This window comes from Streptosporangium sp. NPDC051022 (assembly GCF_040683035.1).
GTDB lineage: Bacteria > Actinomycetota > Actinomycetes > Streptosporangiales > Streptosporangiaceae > Streptosporangium.
This window is the reverse complement of record NZ_JBFBCF010000022.1, coordinates 99212-112797: the sequence shown is the minus strand read 5'-3', so window position 1 is coordinate 112797 and position 13586 is coordinate 99212. Positions and strand designations below refer to the sequence as shown.

Annotated in this window: 12 protein-coding genes and 1 riboswitch; of the genes, 11 read left to right on the top strand and 1 reads right to left on the bottom strand. The window is 70.6% G+C overall.

Going from position 1 to position 13586, the window contains the following annotated elements; all coding sequences use genetic code 11:
- Positions 1-383: 383 nt before the first annotated feature.
- The gene (locus AB0N02_RS30610) at positions 384-1073 is read left to right on the top strand and encodes a gamma-glutamyl-gamma-aminobutyrate hydrolase family protein (RefSeq protein WP_363953470.1); all 690 of its coding nucleotides are present in this window, start codon (positions 384-386) and stop codon (positions 1071-1073) included.
- Positions 1074-1198: 125 nt separating this feature from the next.
- Positions 1199-2113 (top strand): alpha/beta hydrolase, encoded by a 915-nt coding sequence (locus tag AB0N02_RS30605; RefSeq protein ID WP_363953468.1) that lies wholly within the window; start codon positions 1199-1201, stop codon positions 2111-2113.
- A 30-nt stretch (positions 2114-2143) separates the two neighbouring features.
- Here AB0N02_RS30605 and AB0N02_RS30600 read toward each other — a convergent pair whose 3' ends face one another.
- Positions 2144-2758: an SAM-dependent methyltransferase gene (locus AB0N02_RS30600; RefSeq protein WP_363953466.1), complete on the bottom strand. Its 615-nt coding sequence runs from the start codon at positions 2756-2758 to the stop codon at positions 2144-2146.
- Positions 2759-3084: 326 nt separating this feature from the next.
- On the opposite strand from AB0N02_RS30600, the gene AB0N02_RS30595 reads away from it, so the two are divergent.
- The 9 genes from AB0N02_RS30595 to gcvP all read left to right on the top strand — a co-directional run bounded on the left by AB0N02_RS30595 (position 3085) and on the right by gcvP (position 13545).
- Positions 3085-3504, top strand: coding sequence for a hypothetical protein (locus tag AB0N02_RS30595; protein WP_363953464.1), 420 nt, complete (start codon positions 3085-3087; stop codon positions 3502-3504).
- 387 nt (positions 3505-3891) lie between these two features.
- Positions 3892-4326: a DoxX family protein gene (locus tag AB0N02_RS30590; protein WP_363953462.1), complete on the top strand. Its 435-nt coding sequence runs from the start codon at positions 3892-3894 to the stop codon at positions 4324-4326.
- Between the two features lie 191 nt (positions 4327-4517).
- The gene (locus AB0N02_RS30585; RefSeq protein ID WP_363953460.1) at positions 4518-5114 is read left to right on the top strand and encodes a CDP-alcohol phosphatidyltransferase family protein; all 597 of its coding nucleotides are present in this window, start codon (positions 4518-4520) and stop codon (positions 5112-5114) included.
- Between the two features lie 3 nt (positions 5115-5117).
- Positions 5118-7619 (top strand): mannose-1-phosphate guanyltransferase, encoded by a 2502-nt coding sequence (locus AB0N02_RS30580; protein ID WP_363953458.1) that lies wholly within the window; start codon positions 5118-5120, stop codon positions 7617-7619.
- 300 nt (positions 7620-7919) lie between these two features.
- Entirely contained in the window at positions 7920-8432 is a 513-nt protein-coding gene (locus AB0N02_RS30575) for an FHA domain-containing protein (protein ID WP_363953456.1), read from the top strand.
- A gap of 26 nt (positions 8433-8458) precedes the next feature.
- Positions 8459-9109 carry a MerR family transcriptional regulator gene (locus tag AB0N02_RS30570; protein ID WP_363953454.1) on the top strand — a complete coding sequence of 217 codons (651 nt, stop codon included), beginning with the start codon at positions 8459-8461 and terminating at the stop codon, positions 9107-9109.
- A gap of 79 nt (positions 9110-9188) precedes the next feature.
- Positions 9189-9659: a bifunctional nuclease family protein gene (locus tag AB0N02_RS30565; RefSeq protein WP_086012361.1), complete on the top strand. Its 471-nt coding sequence runs from the start codon at positions 9189-9191 to the stop codon at positions 9657-9659.
- 234 nt (positions 9660-9893) lie between these two features.
- Positions 9894-10424, top strand: coding sequence for a MerR family transcriptional regulator (locus AB0N02_RS30560; RefSeq protein WP_363953584.1), 531 nt, complete (start codon positions 9894-9896; stop codon positions 10422-10424).
- A gap of 15 nt (positions 10425-10439) precedes the next feature.
- Positions 10440-10531: riboswitch (glycine riboswitch) on the top strand.
- Positions 10532-10689: 158 nt separating this feature from the next.
- The gene (gene gcvP / locus AB0N02_RS30555; protein WP_363953451.1) at positions 10690-13545 is read left to right on the top strand and encodes an aminomethyl-transferring glycine dehydrogenase; all 2856 of its coding nucleotides are present in this window, start codon (positions 10690-10692) and stop codon (positions 13543-13545) included.
- Positions 13546-13586 lie beyond the last annotated feature (41 nt).

The following is a 13586-nucleotide window of genomic DNA, read 5'->3' as shown; positions in this document are numbered from 1 at the left end:
AATTTGAGTCTTCCATCACCTTGTGGGTGTCACAACGTGTTCCCGGCATATGGTGGGAATTCAAACTATCCGTAATTGTGTCGCTATTTTGAGTGACCATGCCGACCGGAGGGTGGAGGGTAAAGCGAATAAGAATCACATTTACCCGAAGGTGGGGATTTACCCGTTCTGAGGATTTTTGTCATGTTCATCGGCCGGGGTGGCCGGCGCCGCCCGCCGCCCCCTCCCGGGCGCCGGGCGGTACCGGACGAGACGACACCGATACCTTCAGATGCGTGACAAAACCGAAATAGTGTGCGCAATGATAGGGGGGCTTCTGGAGGCTGGATGGGTGCCGTCCGAAACGAGGGCGCCGTCTTCCACATGGCCCTGTTGGAGAACTCATGCCCCGACCCCTGATCGGCGTCACCGCTTACCTTGAGGCAGCCCGCTGGGGCAGCTGGGTCCGCGAGGCCGTCCTGTCGCCACCCGCGTACGCCCGTGCCGTCGAGAAGGCGGGCGGGGCCCCCGTACTGCTCCCGCCCATGACCCCGGGTGCCGCCGGCGACTACGTGCGGGGCCTGTCCGGGCTGATCCTCGCCGGTGGCTGTGAGCTCGACCCCGCCCTGTACGGCGCGGCCCGCGAGGAGCGGGCCGAAGAGCCCCAGGCCCACCGCGACCGCTTCGAACTGGCCCTGGTCCGCGCCGCCGTCCAGGCGGGGCTGCCGCTGCTCGCCGTCGCCCGGGGCATGCACGTCCTCAACGTCGCCCAGGGCGGCTCCCTGATCCCGTGGCTCGCGGACGAGGTCGGCCACGACCGTCACTCCGAGGCGGGCCGTACGCATCTCATCCAGATCAGCGTGTCGAGCAACCTGGGCAAGGCGCTCGGCGACCGGGCCGAGGTGACCGCGCCGCATCACCAGGCCGTCAAGCGGCTGGGCACCGGCCTGCTCGCCGTCGCCTGGGCCGACGACCAGATCGTCGAGGGCATCGAGCTTCAGGGGCACCCCTTCGCCGTCGGCGTGCAGTGGCACCCCGAGCGCGGCGGCGACAACCGGCTGGTCGAGGCGCTGGTCGAGGCCGCGGGGCGCTGAACGGGCGCCGGACGGACGCTCAGAGGCCCGGACGGGCGCTCAAGAGGCCCGGACGGGCGCCGGGCGGGCGGAACGTGGGCGCGCGGCGGCGGCGCGGAGACGGGGAAGGCGGGTATGGTGCCGTCATGCCGTTGCACCCCCAGGCCGAGGCCTACCTGAAGCGGTTCCCCACCGACCTCGGGGTCCCGATCTCCTCGCTCACGCCCGGGGAGATCGTCCGGATGCGGGGCGACGACGCCTTCGCCGTGCAGCGGGGCCCCAGGACGCCGCTGCCGGTCGTCAGGGACGACGTCGCCGCCGGAGTGCCGGTCCGGGTCTACCGCCCCGAGGAGGGCGGCCGCCCGCTCCCCGCGATCGTCTACTTCCACGGTGGCGGCTGGGTGTTCGGCAGCGTCGAGCGCAACGACGCCCTCGGCCGTGACCTGTCAGCGCGCAACGGGGCCGTCGTGGTCTCGGTGGACTACCGGCTCGCGCCCGAGCACCCCTTCCCGGCCGCCGCCGACGACGCCTGGGCCGCCGTCGAGGACGTCTTCGCCCGCCCCGAGGCCTACGGGGCGGATCCCGCGAGGATCGCCGTCTGCGGCGACAGCGCCGGGGGCAACCTCGCCGCGGTCGCGGCCTGGCGGGCCAGGGACGCGGGGCTCCGCCTGGTCCACCAGATGCTGATCTATCCGGTGCTCGACGTGGCGATGGACACTCCGAGCTACCGGGCCTGCGCCACGGGCTTCGGGCTGGGCGCCGACGAGATGGCGTGGTTCGCCGAGCAGTACGGCGGAGACCCGGCCGACCCCGCGCTGGTGCCGCTCCGCCTCGCCGACAAGGCGGGCCTGCCCCCGGCCACGGTGATCACCGCCGAGTACGACCCGCTCCGCGACGAGGCCGAGACCTACGCCGCCCGGCTGGCCTCGGCCGGTGTCCCCGTCGAGCTCAGGCGCTACGACGGCGCCGTCCACGGCTTCTTCGGGCTGCCGGGCTTCTTCGACCAGGCGGCCGAGGCGCGAGGGTACGCCGCATCGAGGTTCGGGGAGGCCTTCCGCTGAGGTCCGCCGAGGTCCGGAGTGGGCCGCCGCTCAGGCTCCCACGGAACCGGACTCGAAGGAGCGCGGCCTGCGCGAGTGGTAGACGAAGGCGGGAGGGAGGTTGCCCCACACGGTCTTGCCGATGACGACCTCCTCGAAGGTGTCGTGCAGGCGCCGGCGGAAGCGCTGCGCGGGCCGCATGACCTTGGCGAAGCTGTAGGCGAAGGTGGTGAAGGCCGTGTGCTGCCCCATGATCGCGACGACCGCGTCCATCAGGCGCGTCTGCGTCTCCTCCGAGAACGCCGCCCAGGGCAGTCCGCTCACGATCGCGTCCGCCCTGTCCAGACCCCGCTCGCGCAGCAGCTCGGGCAGCCGCGCCGCGTCGTCGACCACCACGTCCACCTTCGGGTGCCGGGCCGACAGGAACGAGGCCAGCGCCGGGTTGATCTCGACGGCCAGGTGGTAGCCCCTGCCACCGAGCCGCCGCTGGATCTCCGCGGTGAACGCCCCGGTGCCGGGACCGAGCTCGACGACCACGGGGTCGCCTCGATGGGGGACCGGGGTGGCCACCGTCTCGGCGAGCCGCTGCGAGCTCGGCGCCACCGCCCCAACGGTTCCCGGGGAGCGTAGCCACTGTCCCAGGAAGAGCGTGGTGTCTTTGGTCATGAACTGAAGGGTAGAGGCTGAGCCGGGCTCTACGACCCAGTAATTCGGCTGATTTTCGTGCCGATCCCTGGAAGGAGCTTTCCTTCCTGAGGAGGAGGGACACGAGAGATCTGTGGTGTTTTTTACCGTTTCGTAGACCGGCTGGATCCGTACGGTCTCACATGGCTGAGCTCTTCCGTGTCCAGGGGCCGTTCACGCCGATATGGAACGGCCCCGCGGCGAATCCCCCCTGCGGCGGATCGGCGGGTAAACCCCCGGGCTGACGACCCGGCGGGCCCGCGCGCCCACGATGTGTTCCGAACCGACCGCCGGAAGGAGCACATCCCATGCGGGAGATCGTCGCCCAGCCGTCCGCGGCGCCCGGGCGCGCCGTCTCCGGGGGCCTGCTGTACGGCCTGCGCGTCCTGGTCACCGCCCAGCTGGTCGGCCTGCTCGTCGCGGCGTCCTTCGCCGGGCAGGCGGTACGGGGCGGGGCGGTCCCGGCCGAGACCCACGTCATGGTCGGGACGGTGGTGCACCTGATCGCGCTGCTCCAGAGCGCCGCGGCCCTGCTGGTCTGGCGCCCGGGGCGGGGGGCCGGATGGCCCGCGGCGGCCAGCCTCGGCCTGCTCCTGGGCGGCCTCGGCCAGCACTTCGGCCCCGAGCCGCCGAGTCTCCACGTGGCCGGCGGCCTCGTCCTGTCCGGGCTGACCGCGGCCCTGCTCATCTGGGCCTGGTCGCCCCGGGCCGCGGTCCGCCGGTCCTGAGACGGGGCACGGCCGCGACCGGGGTTCGCGGAGGACCGGAATCCGGGCCGCGGCGGCGCGGCGGACCCGCCCGCCGTGCGACCGAGGCCTTCGCCGTGCGGCCGGAGCCGTCGCGGTCGGAAAGTTATTGACAGGGAGAGTTGCGAATAGTTGGATGCTACGTGGGTCAAGGAACATCCGTGGCCGGGTCCGTCACCCGCCGTCCTTGGTCACCCGCTCGATGGCGAGCGAAGTGTTCGGTGCACCAAATGCGCAGTTCCGGCCCCTTCTTGATGACACGTGCGATGGCGGCGCTTCACCATTCCCAAATGGTTCAATTTTCAATCACACGTCGACCTGTCGGGTGCCGGTTCACCCAGAGAACTACATCGCAACAGGAGAGACGTCATGCTGGAGAGAATCGGGCCATTCACCCTGCTGTTGGCGCGGGTCGTCATCGGCATCGTGTTCGTCGCACACGGACTGCAGAAGTTCTTCACCGAAGGGATGACCGAGGTCACCAAGGGGTTCGAGTCCCTGGGCATCCCCCTACCGTCAGTGGCGGCCCCCGTCGTGGCGGGCAGCGAGCTCCTCGGCGGCGCGGCCTTCATCGTCGGGGCGGCGCTTCCCTTCTTCGGGGTCTTCCTCGCCCTCGACATGGCCGGCGCGATCGTCTTCGTACACGGGAGCAGGGGATTCTTCTCCCAGCAGGGCGGCTACGAGTACGTCCTCGTCCTGATCGCCGTCTGCCTGGCCGTCGGCTTCAGCGGCGGCGGCGCCTTCGCCCTCGACCGTCTCTGGAGGCGGGACCGCCCACTGGCGGCCGTCGGGAACGCGCGCTGAGGGGCCGGTGACGGGCGCGGCGTCCGCTCCGAAGGGGAACCGCCGCCGCGCCCGTCCCGGTCCGCCTTCCCGCCCCGTCATCCCGCCCTGTGCGTTCCCGGAGCCGGGCCCGATCGTCCCCCGCCACCCGCCACCTGCCTGAATCGGACACAGTAGGGTCGGCATCAAGCACGGGGAGGGGAGACATTCGGGTGAATCCGGAAGCATCGGGAGCCGAAGACCGCATCTGGACGGTTCCCAACGCGCTGAGCCTGGCCAGGCTCCTCGGTGTGCCGGTCTTCCTCTGGCTGGTGCTGGGGCCCAAGGCCGACGGCTGGGCCGTCGCGTTGCTGATGCTGGCGGGCTTCTCCGACTGGCTCGACGGCAAGATCGCCCGCGCGTGGAACCAGACCAGCAGGCTCGGCCGCCTGCTCGACCCCCTGGCCGACCGGCTCTACATCCTGGCCACCCTGCTGGGCCTTGCCCTGCGCGAGATCATTCCCTGGTGGCTGGCCCTGGCGATCCCGCTGCGCGACGTCATGCTGCTGGGCATCCCGTTCTTCCTGCGCCGCCTGGGGTACGGCCCGGCGCTGCCGGTACACTTCCTCGGCAAGGCCGCGACCGCCAACCTGCTCTACGCCTTCCCGCTCCTCTTCCTCGCCCACCACGACGCCTGGTACGCCGGTCCCGCCCGAATCGTCGGATGGTCGCTGGCGATCTGGGGTACCGGCCTGTACTGGTGGTCGGGGGTGCTGTATTGGGTACAGGTGCGTCAGCTCATACGAGGAGCCGCACGCCTTAAGAGGTGATCTGTGAAGGCCGTCGTGATGGCGGGCGGGGAGGGGACACGGCTCCGGCCGATGACCGCGAACCAGCCCAAACCGCTGCTACCTGTAATCAACCGGCCGATCATGGAGCATGTGCTGCGCCTGCTGAAGCGGCACGGCTTCACCGAGACCGTGGTGACCGTGCAGTTCCTGGCGGTGCTGGTCCGCAACTACTTCGGCGACGGCGACGAACTCGGCATGAGCCTCTACTACGCGACCGAGGACACCCCGCTCGGCACCGCGGGCAGCGTCAAGAACGCCGCCGACAAGCTCCGTGACGACCGCTTCCTGGTCATCTCCGGCGACGCGCTCACCGACATCGACCTCGGCGACATGATCCGCTTCCACCGGGAGAACGGGGCCCTGGTCACCATCGGGCTCAAGCGCGTCCCCAACCCGCTGGAGTTCGGCATCGTCATCGTCGACGACCACGGCCGGGTCGAGCGCTTCCTGGAGAAGCCCACCTGGGGCCAGGTCTTCTCCGACACCGTCAACACCGGCATCTACGTGATGGAGCCGGAGGTGCTCGACGAGATCGCCGCCGGGGAGCAGGTCGACTGGTCGGCGGACGTCTTCCCCAGCCTGCTGGCGCGCGGAGCCCCGCTGTACGGCTACGTCGCCGACGGCTACTGGGAGGACGTCGGCACCCACGAGAGCTACCTCAAGGCCCAGGCCGACGTGCTGTCCGGGCGGGTCAGGGTGGACGTCGACGCCTTCGAGGTCTCCCCGGGCGTCTGGGTGGCCGAGGGGGCCTCGGTCGACGCGGACGCCGTGCTCAAGGGCCCCCTCTACGTCGGCGACTACGCCAAGGTCGAGGCGGGGGCCGAGCTGCGCGAGTACACCGTGCTGGGCAGCAACGTGGTCGTCCGCGAGGGCGCCTTCCTGCACCGCGCGGTCGTCCACGACAACGTCTACGTGGGGCCGAGCACCCACCTGAGAGGGTGCGTCGTCGGCAAGAACACCGACCTGATGACCGGCGTCAGGATCGAGGAGAGCGCCGTCGTCGGCGACGAGTGCATCATCGAGGCCGAGGCGTACGTCTCCTCCGGCGTCAAGGTGTATCCGTTCAAGACCATCGAGGCCGGCGCGGTGGTCAACACCAGCGTCATCTGGGAGCCGCGCGGCCAGCGCAGCCTGTTCGGCCCGCGAGGGGTCTCCGGGCTGGTCAACGTGGAGATCACCCCCGAGCTGTGCGTACGGCTCGCCAGCGCCTACGCGACCACCCTGAAGAAGGGCACCTCGGTCATCACCTCCCGGGACTCCTCACGCGCGGCCAGGGCGCTGAAACGGGCGGTGATCAGCGCGCTGAACGCCAGCGCGATCGACGTGCTCGACCTGGAGGCCGCCCCGCTGCCGGTCTCGCGCTTCCACACCGCCAGGGAGAACGCCGTCGGCGGCATCGCGCTGCGGACCACTCCCGGCGACCCGCAGAGCGTGGACATCGTCTTCATGGACGAGCGGGGCGCCGACCTCTCCCAGGGGGCCCAGCGCAAGCTGGAGCGGATCTTCTCCCGCCAGGAGTTCCGCCGCGCGTTCCCCGGGGAGATCGCCGAGCTCAGCTTCCCGGCCAGGGCGGTCGAGGACTACACCCACGAGTTGCTGCGCTGCGTGGACGTCGGCGGGGTCCGCGACGCCGACATGAAGGTCGTGGTCGACTGCGCGGGCGGCACCTCCTCGCTGGTGCTGCCCAGCCTCCTGGGACGGGTGGGCGTCGAGGTGCTCACCGTCAACAACCGCCTGGACGACGCCTCGCCGACCGAGACCCTCGCCGAGCGCCGCCGCGCCCTGCAACGCCTCTCCGAGCTCGTCGGCTCCTCCAGGGCGGCCTTCGGGGTGCGGTTCGACCCGGTGGGGGAGCGGATCGCGCTCGTGGACGAGATGGGCCAGCTGATCAGCGAGGAGCGGGCCCTGCTGGTGGTGCTGGACCTCGTCGCGGCCGAGCGCCGCGGCGGCCGGGTGGCGCTGCCGGTCACCACGACCCGGGTGGCCGAGCAGGTCTCCCGCTTCCACGGGGTGCGGGTCGAGTGGACCCCCACCGCGACCGACGCGCTGACCGCCTCGGCCAGGGGCCATGACATGATCTTCGCCGCCGACGGGCGGGGCGGCTTCGTCGTGCCCGAGTTCGGGCCCACGGTGGACGGCCTGGCGGTGTTCCTGCGCCTGCTCGGCCTGGTCGCCAGGACCCGCCTGTCGCTCAGCCAGATCGACGCCAGGATCCCCGAGGCGAGGCTGCTGCGCCGTACGGTCCCGACCCCGTGGGCGGCCAAGGGCGTGGTGATGCGCTCGGTCATCGAGGCGGCCGAGCTGTACCGCATCGACACCACCGACGGGGTGCGGGTCGTGGCCGACGACGGCAGCTGGGCGCTGGTGCTGCCCGATCCGGCCGAGGCGGTCACCCACCTGTGGGCCGAAGCCGCGGACGTCGACTCCGCGCAGAGCCTGCTGGAGCACTGGGCCGGGGTCGTCGAGGAGGCCGCGGAGACCTGAGGTGCCGCCGGGGCGAGAACGGCGCGGCGGGGTGTGAGGAGCGCGAGCGGGGGACGGGAGAGAGGTTTGCGGGTGGAGAGAGTGGGAAATCCCAGCGCGGCGGCATGGACCGGGGACGCCGCGCGGCTGTAGCTTTGTCAGCGACCCAACCCGTGGTCGAGCGTCGGCCTTGATCTTTGCGTCTCCTCGGTGTATGTTGCGGCATTCGCAGTCTGAGCAAATACTTGAGAAGCGATGAAGCGAGGCGCGCAACACTGAGTACCGTTGCCGCGTCTTCGCGGTAGGAGGCCGAGCCGATCGATGCCGAGCGTCTACTGCACGCAGTGCGGTCATGCCAACCCTGAGGATGCCCGTTTCTGTTCACGATGCGGGTCGCCGCTGACCAGGTCCGATTCTCCGGGAGACAGCACTTCGACGATCTCCCTGTCCGGAATCGAGGCCTACGAGGCGGAGACCGGAGAGACGCTTCTCGCCGAGCGGCAGGCCGTCGAGCAGCTGCCTCCGGGCACCGCGCTGCTCGTCGCCATGCGTGGCCCGAACGCGGGCAGCCGCTTCCTGCTGGACAGCGACCTGACCACGGTCGGCCGCCATCCCGAGAGCGACATCTTCCTCGACGACATCACCGTCTCGCGCCGTCACGTGGAGTTCTACCGCCGCGGCGGCGGGGTGTTCACCGTTCGCGACGTGGGCAGCCTCAACGGCACCTACGTCAACCGCGAGCGGATCGAGGAGGTTCCGCTGTACGGCGGCGACGAGGTGCAGATCGGCAAGTTCCGGCTGGTCTTCCTCACCCGTGGCGCCGCTGGAGGATGATGAGCTCCCAGGCGGCTCGTTCGCACATGAGCATCGGGGAGGTGCTCGCCCTTCTGCAGGGTGAGTTCCCCGACGTCAGCATCTCCAAGATCCGTTTCCTGGAGGGCGAGGGGCTGATCGAGCCGGAGCGCAGTCCCTCCGGCTACCGGAAGTTCAGCTACGCCGACGTCGAGCGGCTGCGCTACATCCTCGGCGAACAGCGTGACCGTTACCTGCCGCTGCGCGTGATCAAGGACCGGCTCGAGGCGGCGGACCGCGAGGAGCGGCCCGTCGCCCCTCCGCGCGCCCTCCCCGACGAGGCGCCGGCCGAGGTCCGGCTCACCCGGGCGGAGTTGCTGGCCGCCGCCGAGCTCGACGAGACGACCCTCGCCGAGCTCGAGGATTTCGGCCTGGTGGCCGCCGTGGCCCGCTACTACGGCGCCGAGGCGCTGGCCGTGGCCCGCAGTGTCGGGGCACTGGCGGCCTTCGGCCTGCGGGCGCGTCACCTGCGGGTCGTCAAGGCCGCGGCCGAGCGCGAGGCCGGGCTCGTGGAGCAGGCCGTCGCCCCGCTGCTTCGCCGCAGGGCCCCAGGAGCCATCGACCGGGCCGACGAGACGGCCAGGGAGATTTCCGGCCTTCTACTGGAATTGCACGCCTCACTCCTGCGTTCCGCCGTGCGTGGAGACTTGGGCCGGTGAGAACCTGACCAGGCACTCGTCCCCCCACGAGTGTTACGTTGAACAAACCGGTCGTAATCCAGCGAAGACGGAGCAGCCCGTGTTGCAGATGGAGGTCGTGGGCGTTCGGGTTGAGATGCCCTCAAACCAGCCTATTGTCCTGCTGAAGGAGGCGCATGGGGAGCGTTACCTGCCGATCTGGATCGGCATGACAGAGGCGACGGCGATCGCCATGGCTCAGGCCGAAGAGCCGCCGCCCCGGCCACTCACCCATGACCTCTTCCGCGACGTGCTCGACGCGCTCGGTGTCCGGCTGAGCACGGTGAACATCGTCGCACTCCGTGACGGGATATTTTTCGCCGATCTCGTGTTCTCCAACGGGGTCGAGGTGAGCGCCCGTCCTTCGGATTCCATAGCCCTGGCGCTTCGAACGGGTGCCCGCATCTTCGCCAGCGAGGACGTGGTCCGGGAAGCGGGGGTGATCATTCCCGACGACCAGGAGGACGAGGTGGAGAAGTTCAGGGAGTTCCTTGACACGATCACGCCCGAGGACTTCGGCCGCGCGGGGTAGGAATTTCGGTGCATTTACGCTTCACGACGCGCCGGGTAGGGTCGTTGACTGATCTTGGTCCCAGTCCTACGGTGCAAGTGAAACCCGTGGCCGTGCGCAAACCCCCAGATCAGGCCGCGGGATGAGAGAAAGCCGGAGGTCCGCGTGGCGGTCAGCAGCGGCGAGGGTAGAAACGCCGACCAGGATGACCCGGAACGGCGCGGGGAGGCACGCCAGCGTGCTGGTGAGGCAGGTCTGCTGTTCGACGGGCAGCCGGTGAAACCGCCCGCCGACATCGGATACCGCGGCCCGACCGCCTGCGCCGCGGCCGACATCACCTATCGGCAGCTGGACTACTGGGCGCGCACCGGTCTGGTCGAGCCGACCGTGAGGGCCGCCCACGGCTCCGGTTCCCAGCGGTTGTACGGCTTCCGCGACATCCTGGTCCTCAAGGTCGTCAAGCGGCTGCTCGACACGGGCGTCTCCCTCCAGCAGATCCGCATCGCCGTCCAGCACCTGCGTGACCGCGGCGTCAACGACCTCGCCCAGATCACGCTCATGAGCGACGGGGCGAGCGTCTACGAGTGCACCTCGCCCGACGAGGTCATCGACCTGCTCCAGGGCGGTCAGGGTGTCTTCGGCATCGCGCTCGGCCGGGTCTGGCAGGAGGTGGAGGGCTCCCTGGCGGACCTTCCCGGAGAGCGCGCGGAGTCGGGCCAGAACCCTTTAGGCGATCACCAGGCGGATGAGTTGGCCCGTCGTCGCCGGGCTCGCCGCACGGGGTAAGGTTGGGGGCGCTGCTGACTCCGCGCGGGAGAGACCCCGACGCGATCGGGGCGCCGAAGGAGCAACCTCCCCGGAATCTCTCAGGCACCCGGTACCGCATGGACGAGGCGACTCTGGAAAGCAGGCGCGTCCGCCAGGCGTGTCTCACCGACGGGGAAAGCCTCCCGCCCGAGGGAGGTGAAACTCTCAGGTTGAGATGACAGAGGGGGAGATCCGGCATACGCCCGCGCCCAGCGCCGGTCTCCACCGCCTCGGGAGGCTTTCCATGACCGATCTGTCACCGCTCAGCGAGCTGACCCCTCTGCCGTTCGTCGCCCGTCACATCGGGCCCGCCGACACCGACCAGACCCGCATGCTCGAGGCGGTCGGATTCGCCTCGACCGCAGACCTGATCGCGGTGGCCGTGCCGGAGGCGATCCGGGCCAAGGACCGGCTGAAGCTGCCGCCGGCCGCGAGCGAGACCGAGGCCATCGCCGAACTGCGCGCCCTGGCGGGGCGCAACACCGTGCTCACCTCCATGATCGGCCTGGGATACCACGACACGATCACCCCGGCCGTCATCCGCCGCAACCTCCTGGAGAACCCGGGCTGGTACACCGCCTACACCCCCTATCAGCCGGAGATCTCCCAGGGGCGCCTCGAGGCCCTGATCAACTTCCAGACGGTCGTCTCCGACCTGACCGGGCTCGCCGTCGCGGGCGCCTCCCTGCTCGACGAGGCGACCGCCGCCGCCGAGGCCATGACCCTGGCCCGCCGCGCCGGCCGTACGGCCTCGAACGTGTTCGTGGTCGACGCCGACGCGCTGCCGCAGACCAAGGCCGTGCTGAGGACCAGGGCCGAGCCGCTCGGCATCGAGCTGGTCGAGAGCGACTTCACCGCCGAGTTGCCCGAGTGTTTCGGTGTGCTGGTGCAGTACCCGGGCGCGAGCGGCCGGCTCGGGGACTTCCGCGCCGTCGCCGACGCCGCCCACGCGCGCGGCGCCCAGGTGGTCGCCGCCGCCGACCTGCTGGCCCTCACCCTGCTGGCCGCCCCCGGCGAGCTCGGCGCCGACATCGCGATCGGCTCCTCGCAGCGCTTCGGCGTCCCGCTGGGCTTCGGCGGCCCGCACGCCGCCTACATGGCGGTCCGCGACGGCCTGCAGCGGCAGATGCCCGGCCGCCTGGTCGGCGTCTCCCAGGACGCCGACGGGCGCCCGGCCTACCGCCTCGCGCTGCAGACCCGCGAGCAGCACATCCGCAGGGAGAAGGCGACCAGCAACATCTGCACCGCGCAGGTGCTGCTCGCGGTGATCGCGGGCATGTACGCCGTCTACCACGGGCCCGAGGGCCTGCGGCGGATCGCCCGGCGCGTCCACCGGCACGCCGTCGTCCTGGCTGAGGGCCTGCGCCACGGCGGCGTCGAGGTCGTCCACGCCGACTTCTTCGACACCGTGCTCGCCCGGGTGCCCGGCCGCGCGGCCCAGGTCGTCGCCGCGGCCAGGGAGATCGGGGTCAACCTGCGCCCGGTCGACGCCGACCACGTGGGCATCACCTGCGACGAGCGGACCGAGCTCATCCACCTGGAGCAGGTCCTGGCCGCCTTCGAGGTCAGCGGCGCCGTCCTGGCCGACGTGGACGCCGCCGCGCACGACGCGCTGCCCGCCGCCCTGACGCGCTCCGGCGACTACCTCACCCACCCGGTCTTCCACAGCCACCGGTCGGAGACGGCCCTGCTGCGCTACCTGCGCAGACTCCAGGACAAGGACATCGCGCTCGACCGGTCGATGATCCCGCTGGGCTCCTGCACCATGAAGCTCAACGCGACCACCGAGATGGAGCCGATCACCTGGCCGGAGTTCGCCGGGCTGCACCCCTACGCCCCCGAGGACCAGGCCGCGGGCTACGCGGAGCTGATCGGGGAGCTCGAGGGCTGGCTGGCCGAGGTCACCGGCTACGACGCAGTCTCGATCCAGCCGAACGCGGGCTCCCAGGGCGAGTTCGCCGGCCTGCTGGCGATCCGCGCCTACCACAAGGCCAACGGCGACTCCGAGCGCGACGTCTGCCTGATCCCCTCCTCGGCGCACGGGACCAACGCCGCCAGCGCGGTCATGGCGGGCATGCGCGTCGCCGTGGTCGCCTGCGACGACAACGGCAACGTCGACCTCGACGACCTCGAGGCCAAGATAGACAAGCACCGCGACCGGCTCGCCGCGATCATGGTGACCTACCCGTCGACGCACGGCGTCTACGAGGAGACCATCATCCAGATCTGCGAGCGGGTGCACGAGGCGGGCGGCCAGGTCTACGTCGACGGCGCCAACCTCAACGCCCTGGTCGGCCTGGCCAAGCTGGGCGAGTTCGGGGCGGACGTGTCCCACCTGAACCTGCACAAGACCTTCTGCATCCCGCACGGCGGCGGCGGCCCCGGCGTCGGCCCGGTCGCGGTCCGCGCGCACCTCGCCGGCTACCTGCCCGGCCATCCGCTGCGGGACGGCTCGGCGGTCGGGCCGGTCTCGGCGGCGCCGTACGGCTCGGCGGGCATCCTGCCCATCTCCTGGGCCTACATCCGGATGATGGGCGCGGACGGTCTCAAGGCGGCCACCGAGCAGGCCATCCTGTCGGCCAACTACCTGGCCCGCAGGCTCGCCCCGCACTACCCGGTCCTCTACACCGGCCGGGGCGGCCTGGTCGCCCACGAGTGCATCGTCGACCTGCGCCAGATCACCAAGGAGACCGGCGTGACCGTGGACGACGTGGCCAAGCGCCTGATCGACTACGGCTTCCACGCGCCGACCATGTCCTTCCCCGTCGCGGGCACGCTGATGATCGAGCCGACCGAGAGCGAGGACCTGGCCGAGCTCGACCGGTTCTGCGAGGCGATGATCGCGATCAGGGGCGAGATCGCGAAGGTCGCCTCGGGGGCGTACGACAAGACGGACAACCCGCTGCGCAACGCCCCGCACACGGCCGCCTGCCTGGTCGCCGACGACTGGAAGCACGCCTACGCCCGCACCGAGGCGGCCTACCCGCTGCCGTCGGTGCGCGAGGGCAAGTACTGGTCGCCGGTCCGCCGCATCGACCAGGCCTACGGCGACCGCAACCTCGTGTGCTCCTGCCCGCCGCTGGAGGCCTACGAGGACTGATTCACACCGTAAGATCCACTTCGTACGGCGGGAGACGAACA

Excerpts from the sequence above, each read along its gene's own strand:
- AB0N02_RS30610 (WP_363953470.1), top strand. The coding sequence starts at position 384 with ATGCCCCGACCCCTGATCGGCGTCACCGCTTACCTTGAGGCAGCCCGC.
- AB0N02_RS30605 (WP_363953468.1), top strand. The coding sequence starts at position 1,199 with ATGCCGTTGCACCCCCAGGCCGAGGCCTACCTGAAGCGGTTCCCCACC.
- AB0N02_RS30600 (WP_363953466.1), bottom strand. The coding sequence starts at position 2,758 with ATGACCAAAGACACCACGCTCTTCCTGGGACAGTGGCTACGCTCCCCG.
- AB0N02_RS30595 (WP_363953464.1), top strand. The coding sequence starts at position 3,085 with ATGCGGGAGATCGTCGCCCAGCCGTCCGCGGCGCCCGGGCGCGCCGTC.
- AB0N02_RS30590 (WP_363953462.1), top strand. The coding sequence starts at position 3,892 with ATGCTGGAGAGAATCGGGCCATTCACCCTGCTGTTGGCGCGGGTCGTC.
- AB0N02_RS30575 (WP_363953456.1), top strand. The coding sequence starts at position 7,920 with ATGCCGAGCGTCTACTGCACGCAGTGCGGTCATGCCAACCCTGAGGAT.
- AB0N02_RS30570 (WP_363953454.1), top strand. The coding sequence starts at position 8,459 with ATGAGCATCGGGGAGGTGCTCGCCCTTCTGCAGGGTGAGTTCCCCGAC.
- gcvP (WP_363953451.1), top strand. The coding sequence starts at position 10,690 with ATGACCGATCTGTCACCGCTCAGCGAGCTGACCCCTCTGCCGTTCGTC.